Source organism: Flavobacterium flevense (assembly GCF_900142775.1).
Classification (GTDB): domain Bacteria; phylum Bacteroidota; class Bacteroidia; order Flavobacteriales; family Flavobacteriaceae; genus Flavobacterium; species Flavobacterium flevense.
In genome coordinates this window covers 44,476-60,045 of sequence record NZ_FRCC01000008.1, presented here as the reverse complement: position 1 = coordinate 60,045, position 15,570 = coordinate 44,476, and the positions used below count along the sequence as shown (strand labels likewise).

The following is a 15,570-nucleotide window of genomic DNA, read 5'->3' as shown; positions in this document are numbered from 1 at the left end:
ATTCATTTACAACAAATTGTACAACGTAAATATAACGTTAAATCTTTATAACCAAAAACAATTTTTCTTACAATTAAACCGAAGCTATCAGTCCTTTTACCTCATCAAAATTCAATCCGCCATAATTACCTGAACTCATCAATAACAAAGCTGAATTATCCAGATTTAAATTAAAAAGATATTCCTTGAATTCAGCAGGATTAGTATAAATAATCAAATCTTTGCGATTAAAAGCTTTGGCAATTTGCTCATAGCTTACTTCTTCCAACTGTTTGATTTTTACCGCATCCGGCGAATAGAAAACTACTGCAACATCCGCATTGTCTAAAGCTCCTTCGTATTCTTTTAAAAATTCAGCATTCAGACTGCTGTAAGTGTGTAACTCTAAACAAGCTATTACTTTTCTATCCGGATATTGCTCCTTTACCGCCTTAGTGGTAGCAGCTACTTTACTTGGCGAATGTGCAAAATCTTTGTAAGCTACTTTGCCTTTGTTTTCTGCTATTTTTTCTAAACGTTTAGAAGCACCTTTAAAACTGGCAATAGCTTCATAAAAATCAGCTTCATCAACGCCCATGTTCTGACATATCCATTTGGCTCCAGCCAGATTATTCAAATTGTGCGCTCCAAAAACTTCGATGGGCATATCGCCTTCGGGAGTTTCCAGCAAAGTTGTTCCGTCTTCCACTTTATAATTAGGTGTTGAATAAGGCAGTTTTCTAATAGGATTGGTGGCTGCTTCTGCTACGCGGCGTACTTCAGCATCATTTTCATTGTAAACCAGAATTCCACCATTGGTGATTTTTTCGATAAAAATTTCAAATTGCTCCACATAATTTCCATAAGTTGGAAACACGTTGATATGATCCCAGGCAATCCCTGAAATTAGCGCAATATTGGGTTGGTACAAATGAAATTTAGGCCTTCTGTCAATAGGTGAAGACAAATATTCATCTCCTTCCAGAACCATAAAATCGTTTTCTTCGGTAAGATGCACCATCGTATCAAAACCTTCTAATTGAGCACCCACCATATAATCAACTTCGATGTTATGATAATGCATTACATGCAAAATCATCGAAGTAATGGTTGTTTTTCCGTGAGAACCACCTATAACCACACGGGTTTTATTCTTTGATTGTTCGTATAAAAACTCAGGATACGAATAGATTTTCAATCCTAATTCCTGTGCTTTCAGCAATTCCGGATTATCCGCTTTAGCATGCATTCCTAAAATGATGGCATCAATATCAGCAGTGATTTTTTCAGGAAACCAGCCTAATTCAGCAGGTAAAATTCCTTTTTTATCTAAACGGGATTTTGAAGGTTCAAAGATGGCATCGTCACTTCCTGTAACCTGATATCCTTTATTGTGCAATGCTAACGCAAGATTGTGCATAGCACTTCCGCCAATAGCTATAAAATGAGTTTTCATATATTTTTTTTGGGAATTGAATTGCTGTTTTTTAATGTGTCAAGAATTTCAGAAGCTTTTTGAGGCTGATTCATTTTATTCTTATACAAATTAGCCAATTGCAAATAGGCTTTTCTTGAGTTTCCTATAGTAATTGCTTTTTTATATTGTTGTTCGGCATTTTTATACCGTTTAAAATATTCGTCAATATGTCCTCTGGATAAATAACCATCTACCGGAGAAATTTTTAATAATTCATTAGAATATTTCAAAGCCTTACTTTCACTGCCTCCGGCAATACCCGGCAGCATAAGATACAATTCAATCAGAGCCCATCTGGCTTCTATGTGTTTAGGATCAAGCTGAATTGCTTTTTCAAAGGAAGCTTTAATATCATCAATCATCCCAAAAGCTTTAAACTTATTTACCTGTAATGCTTTCATTCCTAATACACCTCCGTATTTAAAATGAAAATCAGCTTCTGAAGGTTTTATTTTCTTTAATTTCCCATAATACAACAAAGCTTTATCCCAATCTTTAAGATGCCCTGCAATATCTCCTAACCGTTCTAAAACAATTAAATCAGAAGGTTCTTTTTTTACTATTTTTTCGAAAATTTCCTGAGATTGCTGCCATTTTCCTTTTTCAAAAAAATATTGTGCTTTCTCAAAATCAGATTGAGAAAAAACCAATAAGGGCAGAAATAAAAAGACAATTAAAAACTGTTTCATTTTTCAAAAATAAGGAAATTAAAAAGGATTATAAAAACTTTATCTCATATAAAAAACATAAATAATAACAGAATAGCAATCTTAAAAAAACCTTATAATAACATCCGGGGAATACTTTCGTACTTTGAAAGCTAGGTTATTCCTGGTTTTTAAAAAACAATACTAATTCGCACTTTTTAAGTCGTATCTATGAAAATATTCTATGCCATTCAGGCAACTGGAAACGGACACATCAGCAGAGCCACTCAATTGTATCCGTACCTGCAAAAATTTGGCGAAGTCGATTTCTTTTTAAGCGGATGCAATGCCACTTTAGACATTAAATTACCTGTAAAGTATAAGAGCAACGGTTGTAGTTTGCATTACAGCAAATGTGGCGGACTGAATTACTGGGAAATTGCCAAAAACATCAACCCGCGCCAAATATACAAAGATGCCGATGCATTACCGTTAAAAAACTATGATGTTATTATCAATGATTTTGACTCTATTACTGCACTTGCCTGCAAAATGCAGAAAGTACATTCGGTTCAATTAGGACATCAGGCTAGTTTTATTTCTGCCAATACCCCACGACCAAAGAGAAAAAGTATTATGGGCGAAATGATTCTGAAACATTATGCGCCATCTCCTAAAAATATAGGTTTGCATTTTGAAAAATACGATTCTTTTATTCTTCCTCCGATTATCAAAGACGAAATTGTTCAGGCAGAGCCGACCAACTTAAAACACATTACTGTTTATTTACCCTCTTTTGACAAAGATTGTCTCGAAAAAGCCTTTAATAAAGTAAGTGACATGCATTTTCATTGGTTTTTACAAGGAGTGGAATTCAAACATACTATTGGAAATATTACCTATTTTCCTGTCAATCAGAAAAAATTTAACGAAAGCTTAATTTCCTGCGAAGGAATTATCACAGGCGGTGGTTTTGAAACTCCTGCCGAAGCTTTACATCTAGGCAAAAAGGTTCTTTCCATCCCTATTATGAATCATTATGAACAGGAATGTAATGCTGCTGCACTAAAAAAAATGGGGGTTCCTGTAGTGTACGAAGTTGGAAAAAACTTTGAAACAATTATCGAAAACTGGCTCAACCAAGACATTATTTATCCAAAAATGCAAGCCAATAATATTCCGCAAACGCTGCAGTATTTGTTTGACACGTATAAAGAATAGAAGAAAAATTTTCGACAAAACAAAAAACCACTAACGAATTTAACTTCTTTAGTGGTTTTTATATATTGCAATAATGTTACTTATTCATTCAACATTTTCCAAAGTTTATCTTTCAATTCTGTTAAGCCTTGCTGGGCAACAGAAGAAATAAACATATAAGGAATGTCTTTGAAGGAAGCGTCAAGTTCCGTTTTTAATTCCGCTTTTAATTCATCATCCAGCATATCGCATTTTGAAATCACTAAAAGACGTTCTTTGTCTAACATCTCCGGATTGTATTTGGTCAATTCATTAACCAGAATATCGTATTCTCCTTTGATGTCTGGCGTGTCTACAGGAACAAGAAACAACAAGGTTGAATTTCGCTCAATATGACGCAGAAAATAATGTCCTAAACCTTTTCCTTCGGCTGCTCCTTCAATAATCCCGGGAATATCAGCAATTACAAACGATTGGAAATCTCTGTAAGCTACAATTCCTAAATTTGGTTTTAAAGTAGTAAACGGATAATCGGCAATTTTTGGCTTAGCCGAAGTCAAAACGGATAATAAAGTAGATTTTCCCGCATTTGGAAAACCAACTAAACCAACATCAGCCAAAACTTTCAATTCCAAAATAACGTCCATTTCCACACCAGCTAAACCGGGTTGTGCATATCGGGGCGTTTGATTTGTCGAACTTCTAAAGTGCCAGTTTCCTAAACCTCCTTTACCTCCTTGACAAAGGATTTTTTTCTCCCCATCATCGGTAATTTCAAATAAGATTTCTCCCGTTTCTTTATCTCTTACCACAGTTCCTAGTGGCACTTCAATAATTTTATCCTCACCATCTGCTCCTGTACTTCTGTCACCTCCACCATCACCACCGTGACCCGCTTTAATATGGCGTGCAAATTTTAAGTGAAACAAAGTCCACAATGCTTTGTTCCCAACTAAATAAACGTGTCCGCCACGGCCACCATCACCACCATCTGGTCCTCCATACTGGATGAACTTTTCTCTATGTAAATGCGTAGAACCTTTCCCTCCTTTTCCGGAAGAAACAAATATTTTTACGTAGTCTACAAAATTTCCTTCTGTCATTTTTTTTGTTTTCAGTGGTCAGTGGTCAGTTTGTTTACTGAACACGGAACACTATTATTTTAAGGCTTTCACCATTACTTTATCAATCTTTACACCATCCATATCAATGACTTCAAATTCAAATCTATGCCAATGCAATTTTTCTCCTTGTTTAGGAATACGTGACAATTCAGTCATAATTAAACCGCTTACGGTAGTTACATCATAATCACTCAATAATTCGTCTAGCTCAAAATAAGTCAGGAAATCATGCAAGGAATAATGCCCGTCAACTAACCATGTCCCATCTTCCCTTGCTATTAACTGAAAATCTTCTTTGTAAAAATCAGATGCATTCCCCACTAGAGCTTCTAAGATATCATTCAATGTAATCATTCCTTGAAAAACCCCGTATTCATCAGCCACAATAGCATAATGAATTCCCGTAGTTTTAAAATTTTCCAATGCACTATAAGCGGTAGTATGCTCCATTAAATAAGGCGCTTCAGTCAATATATTTTGTAAATTAAAATCTTCTTTTTCAATTGTAGCAAAAATATTTTTAAGACTGGCGATACCTACAATATTATCAAAATCATCTTTATACACAGGATAAAAAGAATGTAATTCCTGTAACATAAACTCTTTAACCTGACTCTTATTTGACAGCAATGGCAACATCACCACCGATTTCCTGTGGGTCATCAGCGAATTTATTTTACGGTCACCAATATGAAAAACACGCTCCACAATATCCTGTTCAATTTCCTGAACTTCGCCCACTTCGGTGCCTTCTTTAATAATGGCTTTTATTTCCTCTTCGGTTACTTTTCCGTCTGCCGAAGGTTTAATACGAAGTATTTTTAATAAAAATTCTGTCGAATGTGTTAATAACCAAATAAACGGAGCTGTGACAATCGAAACTATTTTCATAGGCATTGCAACAGACTTAGCAATGGTTTCAGGATAATTCAACCCAATTCTTTTAGGTAATAATTCTCCTAATACTAAAGAAAAAAAAGTTAAAATTACCACCACAATTCCCACAGCAATGGAATGAGCCTGTGGTTTTAAAACCTCAAAACCCAACACAAAAGTTTCAACATCAGTAGTGATTTTATCGCCACTAAAAATACCTGTTAAAATACCTATTAATGTAATCCCGATTTGAACTGTTGACAAAAACTTGTTAGGTGAGTTTGCCAAATCCAGTGCAGCCTGAGCGCTTGAATTTCCTTTTTTAGCTGAATTTTCCAGTCTTGATTTTCGTGCTGAAATCAATGCGATTTCAGACATCGAAAAAAGTCCGTTTAATAAAATTAAAAAAAGAATGATTAATAGTTCCATTATTTGTTTCCGTTTTAAAAATTTAAAGTTTAAAGCTGCTAAAAAAAATTAGTAACTTTAAACTTTAAACAGCAAACATTTTTAATTATAAATTGTCAATTACATTACTTAAACGCTCTGTAATTTCTGCAATAGAACCAATACCGTTTACTGCATGAAATTTGCCTTGTTCTTTGTAAAAACCAATTAAAGGCGCTGTTTTTTCATTGTATTCCTGATATCTGTTTCTAATTTTTTCTTCATCCTGATCATCAGCTCTTCCGGAAGTTTTTCCTCTTTCTAACAATCTTGCTACTAAGATTTCATCATCAGCTTCTAATGCTATTGTAGCGGTGATTTTTTCATTTTTACTTGCTAAGAAAGCATCCAAAGCTTCAGCCTGTGCAATTGTTCTTGGAAAACCATCGAATAAAAAACCTGCTGATTCCGGATTAGCTTCTACTTCACTTTGCAACATTTTTATCGTTACTTCATCCGGAACTAATTCACCGTTATTGATATACGTTTGCGCCAGTTTCCCTAATTCTGTTTCATTTTTGATATTAAATCTAAAAATATCACCTGTTGAAAGATGAGTCAAATTGTATTTTCCTTTTAAAAACTCTGCCTGAGTTCCTTTACCAGCTCCTGGTTTTCCAAATAAAACAATGTTAGTCATTTTTTAATCTTTTAATTTTTAAATTTTTAATCTTTCAACTGATATACTTCCGGTAAATTTCGTCCTAAACCATCATAGTCTAAACCAAAACCTACTATAAATTTATTTGGAATCTGAATTCCGATATAATCAATTTTCACCTCTTTTTTATACGCTTCCGGTTTAAAAAAAAGAGTTGCTATTTTAAAATGTTTCAAGTTTTGTTTTTTAAACAAAGCTTTCAATTCCACAATGGTATGTCCCGTGTCAATAATATCTTCAATTACCACAACCGAACGTCCCGCTAAATCCTGATTCAAACCGATTAATTCTTTCACTTCATTGGTTGAAGCCATTCCGCTGTAAGATGCCATTTTTACAAAACTCACTTCGCATGGTTTCGTATAACTCTTTACAAAGTCGGAAACCACCATAAAGGAACCGTTTAAAACACCAATAAAAACTGGGATTTCATCAACAAAATCAGCTTCTACCTGAGTCACCATTTGCCTTATAGCAAAGTCAATTTCTTCGGCAGAAATAAACGGAACAAATTGCTTATCGTGAAGTTGAATCATTATTTTTAGTTTTAAAATAATGCGCAAAGATAGGGATTTCGAAATTGAGTTTTGCAATTGATTCTTAATTTGTATTTTTAATGCCCATTCTCACAAAACTATGAGTGAATTAACCGCAATTATAGCACAAACTACAGGATATAAAAACAGCCGACAAGCCTCTGCCGATTATGTGATTGCACGAGCTGAACTAATGGATGATTTTATGAGAATTTGTTTCGAAAATAAAAATCCTGACCATTATAAAGCTTGTTGGGTCATGGAATTGATTGCTTACGAAAAACTAAATTGGCTTCAGAAATATCTCAATTTAATTTGTTCCAAAAGTAAAATACTCACTAACGAAAGTGCCATTCGACCGCTTTCAAAAGTTATTTTTTTACTCATAGAAGCACATTACAAAACTTCAAAAAACGAAATTCATTTTACCGAAAACCAGCGTCAGGAACTCATTGAACTTAATTTTGACTGGTTAATCACCGATACTAAAGTGGCTTCAAAAGTCTATGCCATGCGCAGTTTACAGCTTTTAGGAAAAGAATACGACTGGATCCATCCCGAATTACAAACCATTTTAGCTAAAGATTTCAGCAATCAAACAGCTGCTTACAAAGCGGTTTCCAAGCATATTTTGAAGAAAATAAACCATCAAAAATAATTATTACGTACATTTGTAAAAAATATACGTATCATGAACACTAAGCTCACTTTATCGTTAGAAAAGGAAGTCATAGAACAGGCAAAATCCTATGCTAAAAAAACGGGCAGAAGTTTATCTGAACTAGTGGAAAGTTATTTTAAAAATCTGACTGAAAAAACAGAAAAAGAAGATGAAATCGACCCAAAAATTAAAAAACTGATTGGGATTATAACACTTCCGGATGATTTTGATGAAAACAAAGCAAGAGATGAATATTACAAAGAAAAATACGGTTTATGAAAAACATTTTTCTGGACAGTAATATTCTGATGGACATTTTTGCAAACAGACAGCCTTTTGTAAAAGCATCATTAGAAATTTACAAACTTGGAGTCAACAACAAAATCAATCTTTATACTTCTTCAAATACCATTACAACTTTACATTATCTTCTCAAAAAATTTATTTCAGAAGATAAGATAAGAATGGCCTTGGAGGAAGTTTTAGAAAACATTCAAATAATTGCTGTTGACATCAATATCATTAGAAAAAGTCTAAAATCGAGTCATAAAGATTTCGAAGACGCCATTCAAATTACCGCTGCGCAATCCATTCACAACATGGACTGCATTGTTACAAGAGATTTAAAAGATTATAAAAATTCAGAAATCAAGGTTTTCACACCTGATGAATTTTTAATTAAAACAACACTATTATAATTATTTACAAGATGAATTATTTTTCTTCTGATTTTAAATTAGGAATTCTGGGAGGCGGACAACTGGGAAAAATGCTGTTATTCGACACCAGAAAATTTGACATACAAACTTACGTTTTAGATCCAAGTGATGAAGCGCCTTGCAGAATGGCGTGTAATCAATTTTTTAAAGGGGATTTAATGGATTTTGATACAGTTTATAATTTTGGAAAAAAGGTTGACGTACTTACTTTCGAAATTGAATTGGTCAATCTTGAAGCCTTAGAAAAACTGGAAAACGAAGGTTTAAAAGTCTATCCTTCTCCTAAAACACTGAGAAAAATTCAAAATAAAGGAACGCAAAAAGATTTTTATACTCAAAATAATATACCCACTGCTCCTTACATGCGTTTTCCTGATTTAAAAAGTCTTGTGGTAGCACTTTTGGATGCTAAAGTAAAATTGCCTTTTGTCTGGAAATGCACTGAATTTGGATACGATGGGAATGGTGTAAAAATCATTCGCGAAATGTCCGATTTAGATAATCTTGCTACTGTAGAATGTATTGCCGAAGAAATGATTCCGTTCAAAAATGAATTGGCAGTTATTGTTTGCCGGAATCCATCAGGCGAAATAAAAACTTATCCGGTGGTTGAAATGGAATTTCATCCGGAAGCCAATCAGGTGGAATATGTAATATGTCCGGCAAGAATTGATGATGCTGTTGCCGAAAAAGCCAGAGCTATTGCTTTGAATGTTTCTAAAAACTTCAATCATGTAGGACTTTTAGCTGTAGAAATGTTTCAGACTCAGGACGATGAAATTATCGTAAATGAAGTCGCTCCGCGTCCGCACAATTCCGGTCATTATTCCATTGAAGCCAGTTATACTTCCCAGTTTGAAAATCATTTGCGTGCTATCTTAGATTTGCCTTTAGGAAAAACCGACAGTAAAGTGGCTGGAATTATGGTAAATTTAGTAGGCGAAGAAGGTTTCTCCGGAAATGTTGTCTATCAAAATATCGAACAAATATTAGGCTGGAATGGTGTAACACCACACATTTATGGCAAAAAAGAAACACGCCCTTTTAGAAAAATGGGACACGTAACTATTGTAAACGAAAACATGACCGAAGCAAGAAAAATTGCCGAGGATGTAAAGAATACGATTAGAGTAATTAGTTAATTTGAATACTTCAAATAAACGAATAAACATATAAACGAATAAACTTCAAACAAAACATGAAAGTAGCCGTAATCATGGGAAGCATCTCTGACATGCCAGTTATGCAGGATGCCATCAACATATTAAAAGAATTTGGAATCGAAACAGAAGTAGATATTGTTTCGGCTCACAGAACACCTGAAAAATTATTTGATTTTAGTAATAATGCACATACCCGTGGGATTTCGGTAATTATTGCCGGAGCAGGTGGCGCAGCTCATTTACCTGGAATGGTTGCTTCGATGTCGCCGCTTCCTGTAATTGGAGTTCCGGTAAAATCAAGCAATTCTATCGATGGATGGGATTCCGTTTTATCGATTTTACAAATGCCGGGTGGCGTTCCTGTGGCTACAGTAGCTTTAAACGGAGCAAAAAATGCCGGAATTCTTGCCGCACAAATCATCGGTAGTGCTAATGCAGACGTTTTAAACAAAATCATTGCTTACAAATTAAGCTTAAAAGAAGCCGTTATCAAAGCTTCGGAAAGTTTGAAATAATAAAATATAATTTCCCAGAGATTCGCAAAGAAAGCACAGAGGTTCACAAAAAAATGTATCTCTTTATCAGTTTCCTTTGTGAATCTTTGCGTAACAACACCTATTCCATATGAGCATCTTAACACACTATTTTGATACTAAACACAATACCGCTCCTTTTTCGCAAATAAAAATTGAAGATTATTTTCCTGCTTTTCAGGAAGCCATTTCTTTGGCGAAAGCCGAAATTGATGCTATTGTAAATAATCCCGAAGCGCCTACATTTCAAAACACTATTGAAGCCATGGATTTTAGTGGCGATGTTTTGGACCGTCTTTCAAGCATTTTTTTTAATTTGAATTCGGCAGAAACGAATGACGAAATGCAAAAAATTGCTCAGGAAGTTTCGCCTTTATTATCTGAATTTGGAAATGACATCAGGCTAAATGCTGATTTATTTGCTCGAGTAAAAACAGTTTACGAACAAAAAGATGCTTTAAACTTAAGCACTGAGCAAGCGACACTTTTAGATAAAAAATACAAAAGTTTTTCCCGAAACGGAGCCAATTTGTCCGAAGACAAGAAAAACCAATTGCGCGAAATTGACAAAGAATTATCGAAGTTGAGTTTGCAATTTGGTGAAAATGTTTTGGCTGAAACCAATGCATTCGAAATGCATTTAACGGATGAAAAGGATTTAGCGGGATTACCGGAAGGAACTGTTGAAGCCGCCCGTTCTTTGGCGAAAGCCCAGGAAAAAGAAGGCTGGATTTTCACGCTGGATCATCCAAGCTATCTTCCGTTTATGACGTATGCAGACAACAGAGAATTGCGTAAAAAAATGGCAATTGCTTTTGGCGCAAGAAGTTTTCAGAACAATGAATTTAACAATGAGGAAATTGTTTTGAAAATTGTAAAACTACGTCAGCAAAGAGCAAATTTATTAGGATATAAAACGCATGCACATTTTGTTCTGGAAGAACGCATGGCCGAAAGTCCTGAAAAAGTAATGGCTTTTGAAAATGATTTATTGGCGAAAGCCAAACCTGCCGCTTTAAAAGAATTTAAACAATTAACCGCTTTTGCAAAAGAATTAGACGGAATCGAACAATTAGAAAAATGGGATGGTGCTTATTATTCGGAAAAATTAAAACAGCAATTATTTAATTTAGATGACGAAAAACTTAAACCTTATTTTCAATTAGAGAAAGTTTTAAAAGGAGCATTTACCATTGCCGGAAAATTATTTGGACTCACTTTTACCGAAGTATTTGACATTGAAAAATACCACGAAGAAGTGATGACCTATGAAGTTACAGACGAAAACAACAACTTAATTTCCATTTTCTATGCCGATTTTTTTCCAAGAAAAGGAAAACGTAACGGTGCCTGGATGACTTCATTCAAATCACAATATGTTAAAGACGGACAAAACGAAAGACCACATATTTCGAATGTTTGCAACTTTACAAAACCTACTGAAACTAAACCATCATTGTTAACTTTTAACGAAGTAACTACTTTGTTTCACGAATTTGGACACGGTTTACACGGAATGCTTGCCAATACTACGTATCCAAGTTTGTCCGGAACATCGGTATATTGGGATTTTGTGGAATTACCAAGTCAGGTAATGGAAAACTGGTGTTACGAACCGGAAGCTCTGGCTTTATTCGCAACACATTACCAAACAGGCGAAGTAATTCCGCAGGAATACGTAGAAAAAATTAAAGAAAGTGCCAGTTTTCAGGAAGGTTTGGCTACGTTACGCCAGTTGAGTTTTGGATTGTTGGATATGGCATGGCATGGACAAGATCCAAGCAGTATTACAGATTTAAAAGTTTTTGAAACCGAACAATTTAAAAACACCCAATTATATCCGGACGTTGCCGAAAACGCTATGAGTACGGCGTTTTCTCATATTTTTCAAGGTGGTTATTCTTCCGGATATTACAGTTATAAATGGGCTGAAGTTCTGGATGCCGATGCTTTTGAATACTTTAAAGAAAACGGTATTTTCAACAAAGAAATTGCAACCAAATTCAAAGAAAATGTATTGTCTAAAGGTGGTACTGAACACCCAATGACGTTATACAAACGTTTTAGAGGTCAGGAACCAAAACCGGATGCTTTATTGAAAAGGGCAGGATTGATTTAAAAAGATTGCAGTTCCGAAGTATTGGGATAGAATTCAGATTACAGATAAAAACCGAAGTAGAGATGCTTCGGTTTTTTTATCCTAAAACTTCTTCGTGCTTTACAATATAATTCAATGCTTTTTTAACAACATCGTTCAGGTTCAATCCTTTTTTATAAGCTAAAAGAGCTGTTTTTTGATGTAATTCCTGTGACACACGAACATTAAAAGAACCTTTAAAAACTTTTTCCGGCGCTTTATTTAAAGCAGCACAAGTTTCTAAATAATCAAGAATTGATTCTTGAAAAGATTTTTCTAATTCATCAACTGAAGCACCTTCAAAAGTTACCAAATCATTTATTCCTTGAATTTTACCAAAGAAGATTTTGTCCTCGGCTGAAAATTCAACTGTTCCAACATATCCTTTATATTCTAAATAATTTTTCATTTTCTACAATTTTAAATAATCAATAATGATATCCAATTGATAGGATTTTAATACTTTTTGCGGATGTGGTTCGTGCAAACTAATAATCTGTTTTTCGCTATTTACAAATTTTCGCCTCGAACCACCCGTTTTTCCTTGTGCCATTTGTTCAAATCCAAAATGCTTCAATACTTTAAGCATTTCGTCCCAAGTAAAATCTTTTGGTTTTGATTTTAATTTCTCTATTAACTTTTCAACTTTACTCATACAAAGATAGCATTTATTATATTTGTAACTAAAAAACAGTTACAACACTTTAAAAATTTGTGTTATATAAGCCAAACATAAACAATTCATTCAAATAGAACACATTAAATAAACTTTCATTTATTTTTGAAAGTTTAAAAACTTTTATATATCTTTGTTTCAAGAAAAGGAAATTAATCTAAAATGGAATTCAAAGAAGCAAAAAATAAATTCGTTCAAACATGGGGAGCCTTAGGATCTCAATGGGGAATTAATAAAACCATGGCGCAAATCCATGCTTTATTAATGATCTCGAATGAAGCAGTTTCTATGGAAGACATTATGGATGAATTGCAAATTTCTCGCGGAAATGCCAGCATGAACTTACGTGCTTTAATGGATTGGGGAATTGTTTACAAAGAATACAAGGTAGGAGAAAGAAGAGAATTTTTCACTGCCGAAAAAGATTTGGATGAACTAGCTGTTAAAATTTCCAGAGAAAGAAGCAAACGAGAAATAAAACCAGCCTTAAAAGTTTTAAAAGAAGTTTCATCAATTGAAGCGAATACAACTGAAGAGGAAAAACATTTTGTATCGCAAACTACTAAACTGTATGATTTTGTATTAAAAGCAGATAACGTTTTAGATAAAATCACCGAATACAAAGACAACTGGTTAACCAAACTAGTAGTTAAATTTATGAAATAGAATTAAAAAAATTTAATCAAAACTTTCATTTTTTTCTGAAAGTTTAAAACAAAAAAAATAAACATGAAAAATATAAACTACCTAAATTATTTTTTTATTGGAATTCCAACACTACTTATTTTACTTGGATATCTAACGAACCAAAGTTTTGGAAATCTTGTTGGCTATGGATTATTATTCACGATACTTACGGGATTATTCCAAGTTATTATTGGTACCAAAATGTCAATTCATGAACCAAAGGATAAAATGCTTCAAATCTACATTATATCAGTAATACTTTTTTTTGCGATATGGCTTTTCAATGGTTTATTTCTGAGTAGCGATATTTTGTACTTTATCTTACTATTTATTCCACCCGTTTTAGCAATTTATCTTTCAATAATAATCTATAAAAAAAGAAACAAATGAGTTTCTTAACTGCAAACTGGAACAATTTAGCATTAATCAATTATGAAATTAATCCTAAAATGCTAAGTAAATATCTACCAAAGGGAACTGAAATAGATTTATGGAATGACAAATGTTACGTTAGCTTGGTGGACTTTATGTTCAACAACACTAAAGTATTGGGTTTTAAAATTCCGTTTCACACCAACTTCGAAGAAGTAAATCTTAGATTTTATGTCAAACGATTTGAGAATGATGAATGGAAACGTGGTGTAGTTTTTATAAAAGAAATTGTTCCAAAAACAGCAATAACTTTCATAGCAAACACTTTGTACAAAGAACATTATCAAACAAACAAAATGAGGCATGCTGTTAATGAAAATGGATTCTCAAGGACATTTGTTTATGAATGGAAAAATGACAATAAGTGGAATTCTATTCAATTGGAAACTAAATTAGATCAGTCAGCTATCGAATTAAATTCTGAAGCCGAATTTATTACTGAACATTATTTTGGTTATACCAAATATGATGAAAACACGACTTTTGAATATGAAGTTACACATCCACGATGGGAACAATTTGAAATAATCAATTATAAAATTGAGGTGGATTTTGAAAACAACTATGGAAAAGATTTTATTTTTTTCAACGAAACAAAGCCCATTTCCGTATTCTTAGCCAAGGGCTCAAAAATCACAGTTGAAAATAAGAAAAAGATTAGATTATGAAAATCAATATAAAAACCTACAGCGGACTAATTGTGAGTGTTATATATTCATTAATTGTACGTTATTTGGCAGAATGGGATGTTATAGAAATAAATTCAATAAGCTATTTAATTATTACTCCAATTATTTCTGGTTATTTGCCTTTTGTATTTGGAAATAAAAACTTTACAGAAAACATATATAAATCTATAAGTTTACCCATTATTTCAACCTTATTATTTCTTACAATTGCTGTGATAACAAAAATTGAAGAACTTATTTGTTTTGTGATTATAGGTATTCCTTATTTAATAGTAAGCGTTTTAGTCAGTTTGTATTTTAGAAACAGAATTTTAAACAGTAAAAATACTGATACAAATAAAAACTATTTACCATTTGTGTTTTTACCTCTTATTTTAGGGGTAATGGAGAAAAACAGTCAAAAAGAAGAAAGCAATCATTTGGTTCAAAATCAAATAGAAATAAATGCTAGCTCGAGTAATATTTGGAAATGTTTACATGAAGTTCCAAACTTGTCCAAATTTACACAAACCAGTTTAATCAATTATTTAGGCGTTCCAAAACCAGTACATTCAACATACGATTCTATAAACAACATTCGTCTTGGATATTTTGATAATGGTTTAATCTTACATGAAAATGTAATAGAAACAATTCATGAAAGAAAACTAGGTTTTGCGATAAATTTTTCAAAGTCAAATTTAAATCAAAATCTAACTATAAAGAATATTGTCAAAGAAAAATCGATGATTTTTGATGGAATTTATTATGAATTAATTCCTCTAAACAACAGCAAAACCATTCTTAAATTGAAATGTCACTATAGGTTAAAAACAAACTTAACTCCATATGCAAATTATATAACCCATATTATTCTAAATGATTTTGAAAACAATCTATTAGGTGCATTGAAAAGTAAACTTGAAAATAAAAATTAAATTTTATCA

18 protein-coding genes are annotated in these 15,570 nt (G+C 33.1%); 10 read left to right on the top strand and 8 right to left on the bottom strand.

What is annotated here, in order from left to right; genetic code table 11:
* Window positions 1-73: 73 nt before the first annotated feature.
* On the bottom strand, window positions 74-1,435 hold the full coding sequence (locus tag BUB89_RS13425) for a UDP-N-acetylmuramate--L-alanine ligase (RefSeq protein ID WP_073245906.1): 1,362 nt from the start codon (window positions 1,433-1,435) through the stop codon (window positions 74-76).
* Window positions 1,432-2,145 (bottom strand): tetratricopeptide repeat protein, encoded by a 714-nt coding sequence (locus BUB89_RS13420; protein ID WP_073245904.1) that lies wholly within the window; start codon window positions 2,143-2,145, stop codon window positions 1,432-1,434. Before BUB89_RS13420 ends, BUB89_RS13425 begins: the two co-directional genes overlap by 4 nt.
* A 189-nt stretch (window positions 2,146-2,334) precedes the next feature.
* On the opposite strand from BUB89_RS13420, the gene BUB89_RS13415 reads away from it, so the two are divergent.
* Entirely contained in the window at window positions 2,335-3,324 is a 990-nt protein-coding gene (locus BUB89_RS13415; protein ID WP_073245902.1) for a glycosyltransferase family protein, read from the top strand.
* Between the two features lie 80 nt (window positions 3,325-3,404).
* On the opposite strand, the gene obgE is transcribed toward BUB89_RS13415, so the two are convergent.
* The 4 genes from obgE to BUB89_RS13395 form a co-directional block, all read right to left on the bottom strand.
* Window positions 3,405-4,406: a GTPase ObgE gene (gene obgE, locus BUB89_RS13410; protein ID WP_073245901.1), complete on the bottom strand. Its 1,002-nt coding sequence runs from the start codon at window positions 4,404-4,406 to the stop codon at window positions 3,405-3,407.
* A gap of 54 nt (window positions 4,407-4,460) precedes the next feature.
* Entirely contained in the window at window positions 4,461-5,732 is a 1,272-nt protein-coding gene (locus BUB89_RS13405) for a hemolysin family protein (protein ID WP_073245899.1), read from the bottom strand.
* 85 nt (window positions 5,733-5,817) lie between these two features.
* Entirely contained in the window at window positions 5,818-6,390 is a 573-nt protein-coding gene (locus BUB89_RS13400) for an adenylate kinase (RefSeq protein WP_073245898.1), read from the bottom strand.
* Between the two features lie 26 nt (window positions 6,391-6,416).
* Entirely contained in the window at window positions 6,417-6,947 is a 531-nt protein-coding gene (locus BUB89_RS13395; protein ID WP_073245896.1) for a phosphoribosyltransferase, read from the bottom strand.
* A 100-nt stretch (window positions 6,948-7,047) separates the two neighbouring features.
* On the opposite strand from BUB89_RS13395, the gene BUB89_RS13390 reads away from it, so the two are divergent.
* The 6 genes from BUB89_RS13390 (at window position 7,048) to BUB89_RS13365 (ending at window position 12,142) form a co-directional block, all read left to right on the top strand.
* Window positions 7,048-7,605 (top strand): hypothetical protein, encoded by a 558-nt coding sequence (locus tag BUB89_RS13390; protein ID WP_073245894.1) that lies wholly within the window; start codon window positions 7,048-7,050, stop codon window positions 7,603-7,605.
* Between the two features lie 33 nt (window positions 7,606-7,638).
* Window positions 7,639-7,887 (top strand): DUF6364 family protein, encoded by a 249-nt coding sequence (locus BUB89_RS13385; RefSeq protein WP_073245893.1) that lies wholly within the window; start codon window positions 7,639-7,641, stop codon window positions 7,885-7,887.
* Window positions 7,884-8,306 carry a type II toxin-antitoxin system VapC family toxin gene (locus BUB89_RS13380; RefSeq protein WP_073245891.1) on the top strand — a complete coding sequence of 141 codons (423 nt, stop codon included), beginning with the start codon at window positions 7,884-7,886 and terminating at the stop codon, window positions 8,304-8,306. The genes BUB89_RS13385 and BUB89_RS13380 overlap by 4 nt, the downstream gene beginning before the upstream one ends.
* An 11-nt stretch (window positions 8,307-8,317) precedes the next feature.
* The gene (locus BUB89_RS13375; RefSeq protein ID WP_073245889.1) at window positions 8,318-9,469 is read left to right on the top strand and encodes a 5-(carboxyamino)imidazole ribonucleotide synthase; all 1,152 of its coding nucleotides are present in this window, start codon (window positions 8,318-8,320) and stop codon (window positions 9,467-9,469) included.
* A 56-nt stretch (window positions 9,470-9,525) separates the two neighbouring features.
* Complete coding sequence (gene purE, locus BUB89_RS13370; RefSeq protein WP_073245886.1) at window positions 9,526-10,005, top strand: 5-(carboxyamino)imidazole ribonucleotide mutase; 480 nt, start codon at window positions 9,526-9,528, stop codon at window positions 10,003-10,005.
* 109 nt (window positions 10,006-10,114) lie between these two features.
* Window positions 10,115-12,142: a M3 family metallopeptidase gene (locus tag BUB89_RS13365; RefSeq protein ID WP_073245884.1), complete on the top strand. Its 2,028-nt coding sequence runs from the start codon at window positions 10,115-10,117 to the stop codon at window positions 12,140-12,142.
* A gap of 76 nt (window positions 12,143-12,218) precedes the next feature.
* Here the strand turns inward: BUB89_RS13365 and BUB89_RS13360 are convergent, their stop codons facing one another.
* Both BUB89_RS13360 and BUB89_RS13355 read right to left on the bottom strand, forming a co-directional pair.
* Entirely contained in the window at window positions 12,219-12,569 is a 351-nt protein-coding gene (locus tag BUB89_RS13360) for a type II toxin-antitoxin system HicB family antitoxin (protein ID WP_073245882.1), read from the bottom strand.
* Between the two features lie 3 nt (window positions 12,570-12,572).
* A complete protein-coding gene (locus BUB89_RS13355; RefSeq protein ID WP_073245880.1) occupies window positions 12,573-12,815 on the bottom strand; it encodes a type II toxin-antitoxin system HicA family toxin in 243 nt (80 codons plus the stop codon).
* A gap of 183 nt (window positions 12,816-12,998) precedes the next feature.
* On the opposite strand from BUB89_RS13355, the gene BUB89_RS13350 reads away from it, so the two are divergent.
* The 3 genes from BUB89_RS13350 to BUB89_RS13335 all read left to right on the top strand — a co-directional run bounded on the left by BUB89_RS13350 (window position 12,999) and on the right by BUB89_RS13335 (window position 15,561).
* The gene (locus BUB89_RS13350; RefSeq protein WP_073245878.1) at window positions 12,999-13,502 is read left to right on the top strand and encodes a GbsR/MarR family transcriptional regulator; all 504 of its coding nucleotides are present in this window, start codon (window positions 12,999-13,001) and stop codon (window positions 13,500-13,502) included.
* 407 nt (window positions 13,503-13,909) lie between these two features.
* On the top strand, window positions 13,910-14,623 hold the full coding sequence (locus BUB89_RS13340) for a YqjF family protein (protein ID WP_073245875.1): 714 nt from the start codon (window positions 13,910-13,912) through the stop codon (window positions 14,621-14,623).
* Window positions 14,620-15,561, top strand: coding sequence for a hypothetical protein (locus BUB89_RS13335; RefSeq protein ID WP_073245873.1), 942 nt, complete (start codon window positions 14,620-14,622; stop codon window positions 15,559-15,561). Before BUB89_RS13340 ends, BUB89_RS13335 begins: the two co-directional genes overlap by 4 nt.
* Window positions 15,562-15,570 lie beyond the last annotated feature (9 nt).

Excerpts from the sequence above, each read along its gene's own strand:
- BUB89_RS13420 (WP_073245904.1), bottom strand. The coding sequence starts at position 2,145 with ATGAAACAGTTTTTAATTGTCTTTTTATTTCTGCCCTTATTGGTTTTT.
- BUB89_RS13425 (WP_073245906.1), bottom strand. The coding sequence starts at position 1,435 with ATGAAAACTCATTTTATAGCTATTGGCGGAAGTGCTATGCACAATCTT.
- BUB89_RS13380 (WP_073245891.1), top strand. The coding sequence starts at position 7,884 with ATGAAAAACATTTTTCTGGACAGTAATATTCTGATGGACATTTTTGCA.
- BUB89_RS13415 (WP_073245902.1), top strand. The coding sequence starts at position 2,335 with ATGAAAATATTCTATGCCATTCAGGCAACTGGAAACGGACACATCAGC.
- BUB89_RS13350 (WP_073245878.1), top strand. The coding sequence starts at position 12,999 with ATGGAATTCAAAGAAGCAAAAAATAAATTCGTTCAAACATGGGGAGCC.
- BUB89_RS13340 (WP_073245875.1), top strand. The coding sequence starts at position 13,910 with ATGAGTTTCTTAACTGCAAACTGGAACAATTTAGCATTAATCAATTAT.
- purE (WP_073245886.1), top strand. The coding sequence starts at position 9,526 with ATGAAAGTAGCCGTAATCATGGGAAGCATCTCTGACATGCCAGTTATG.
- BUB89_RS13385 (WP_073245893.1), top strand. The coding sequence starts at position 7,639 with ATGAACACTAAGCTCACTTTATCGTTAGAAAAGGAAGTCATAGAACAG.
- BUB89_RS13400 (WP_073245898.1), bottom strand. The coding sequence starts at position 6,390 with ATGACTAACATTGTTTTATTTGGAAAACCAGGAGCTGGTAAAGGAACT.
- obgE (WP_073245901.1), bottom strand. The coding sequence starts at position 4,406 with ATGACAGAAGGAAATTTTGTAGACTACGTAAAAATATTTGTTTCTTCC.
- BUB89_RS13395 (WP_073245896.1), bottom strand. The coding sequence starts at position 6,947 with ATGATTCAACTTCACGATAAGCAATTTGTTCCGTTTATTTCTGCCGAA.
- BUB89_RS13365 (WP_073245884.1), top strand. The coding sequence starts at position 10,115 with ATGAGCATCTTAACACACTATTTTGATACTAAACACAATACCGCTCCT.
- BUB89_RS13335 (WP_073245873.1), top strand. The coding sequence starts at position 14,620 with ATGAAAATCAATATAAAAACCTACAGCGGACTAATTGTGAGTGTTATA.
- BUB89_RS13360 (WP_073245882.1), bottom strand. The coding sequence starts at position 12,569 with ATGAAAAATTATTTAGAATATAAAGGATATGTTGGAACAGTTGAATTT.
- BUB89_RS13355 (WP_073245880.1), bottom strand. The coding sequence starts at position 12,815 with ATGAGTAAAGTTGAAAAGTTAATAGAGAAATTAAAATCAAAACCAAAA.
- BUB89_RS13375 (WP_073245889.1), top strand. The coding sequence starts at position 8,318 with ATGAATTATTTTTCTTCTGATTTTAAATTAGGAATTCTGGGAGGCGGA.
- BUB89_RS13405 (WP_073245899.1), bottom strand. The coding sequence starts at position 5,732 with ATGGAACTATTAATCATTCTTTTTTTAATTTTATTAAACGGACTTTTT.
- BUB89_RS13390 (WP_073245894.1), top strand. The coding sequence starts at position 7,048 with ATGAGTGAATTAACCGCAATTATAGCACAAACTACAGGATATAAAAAC.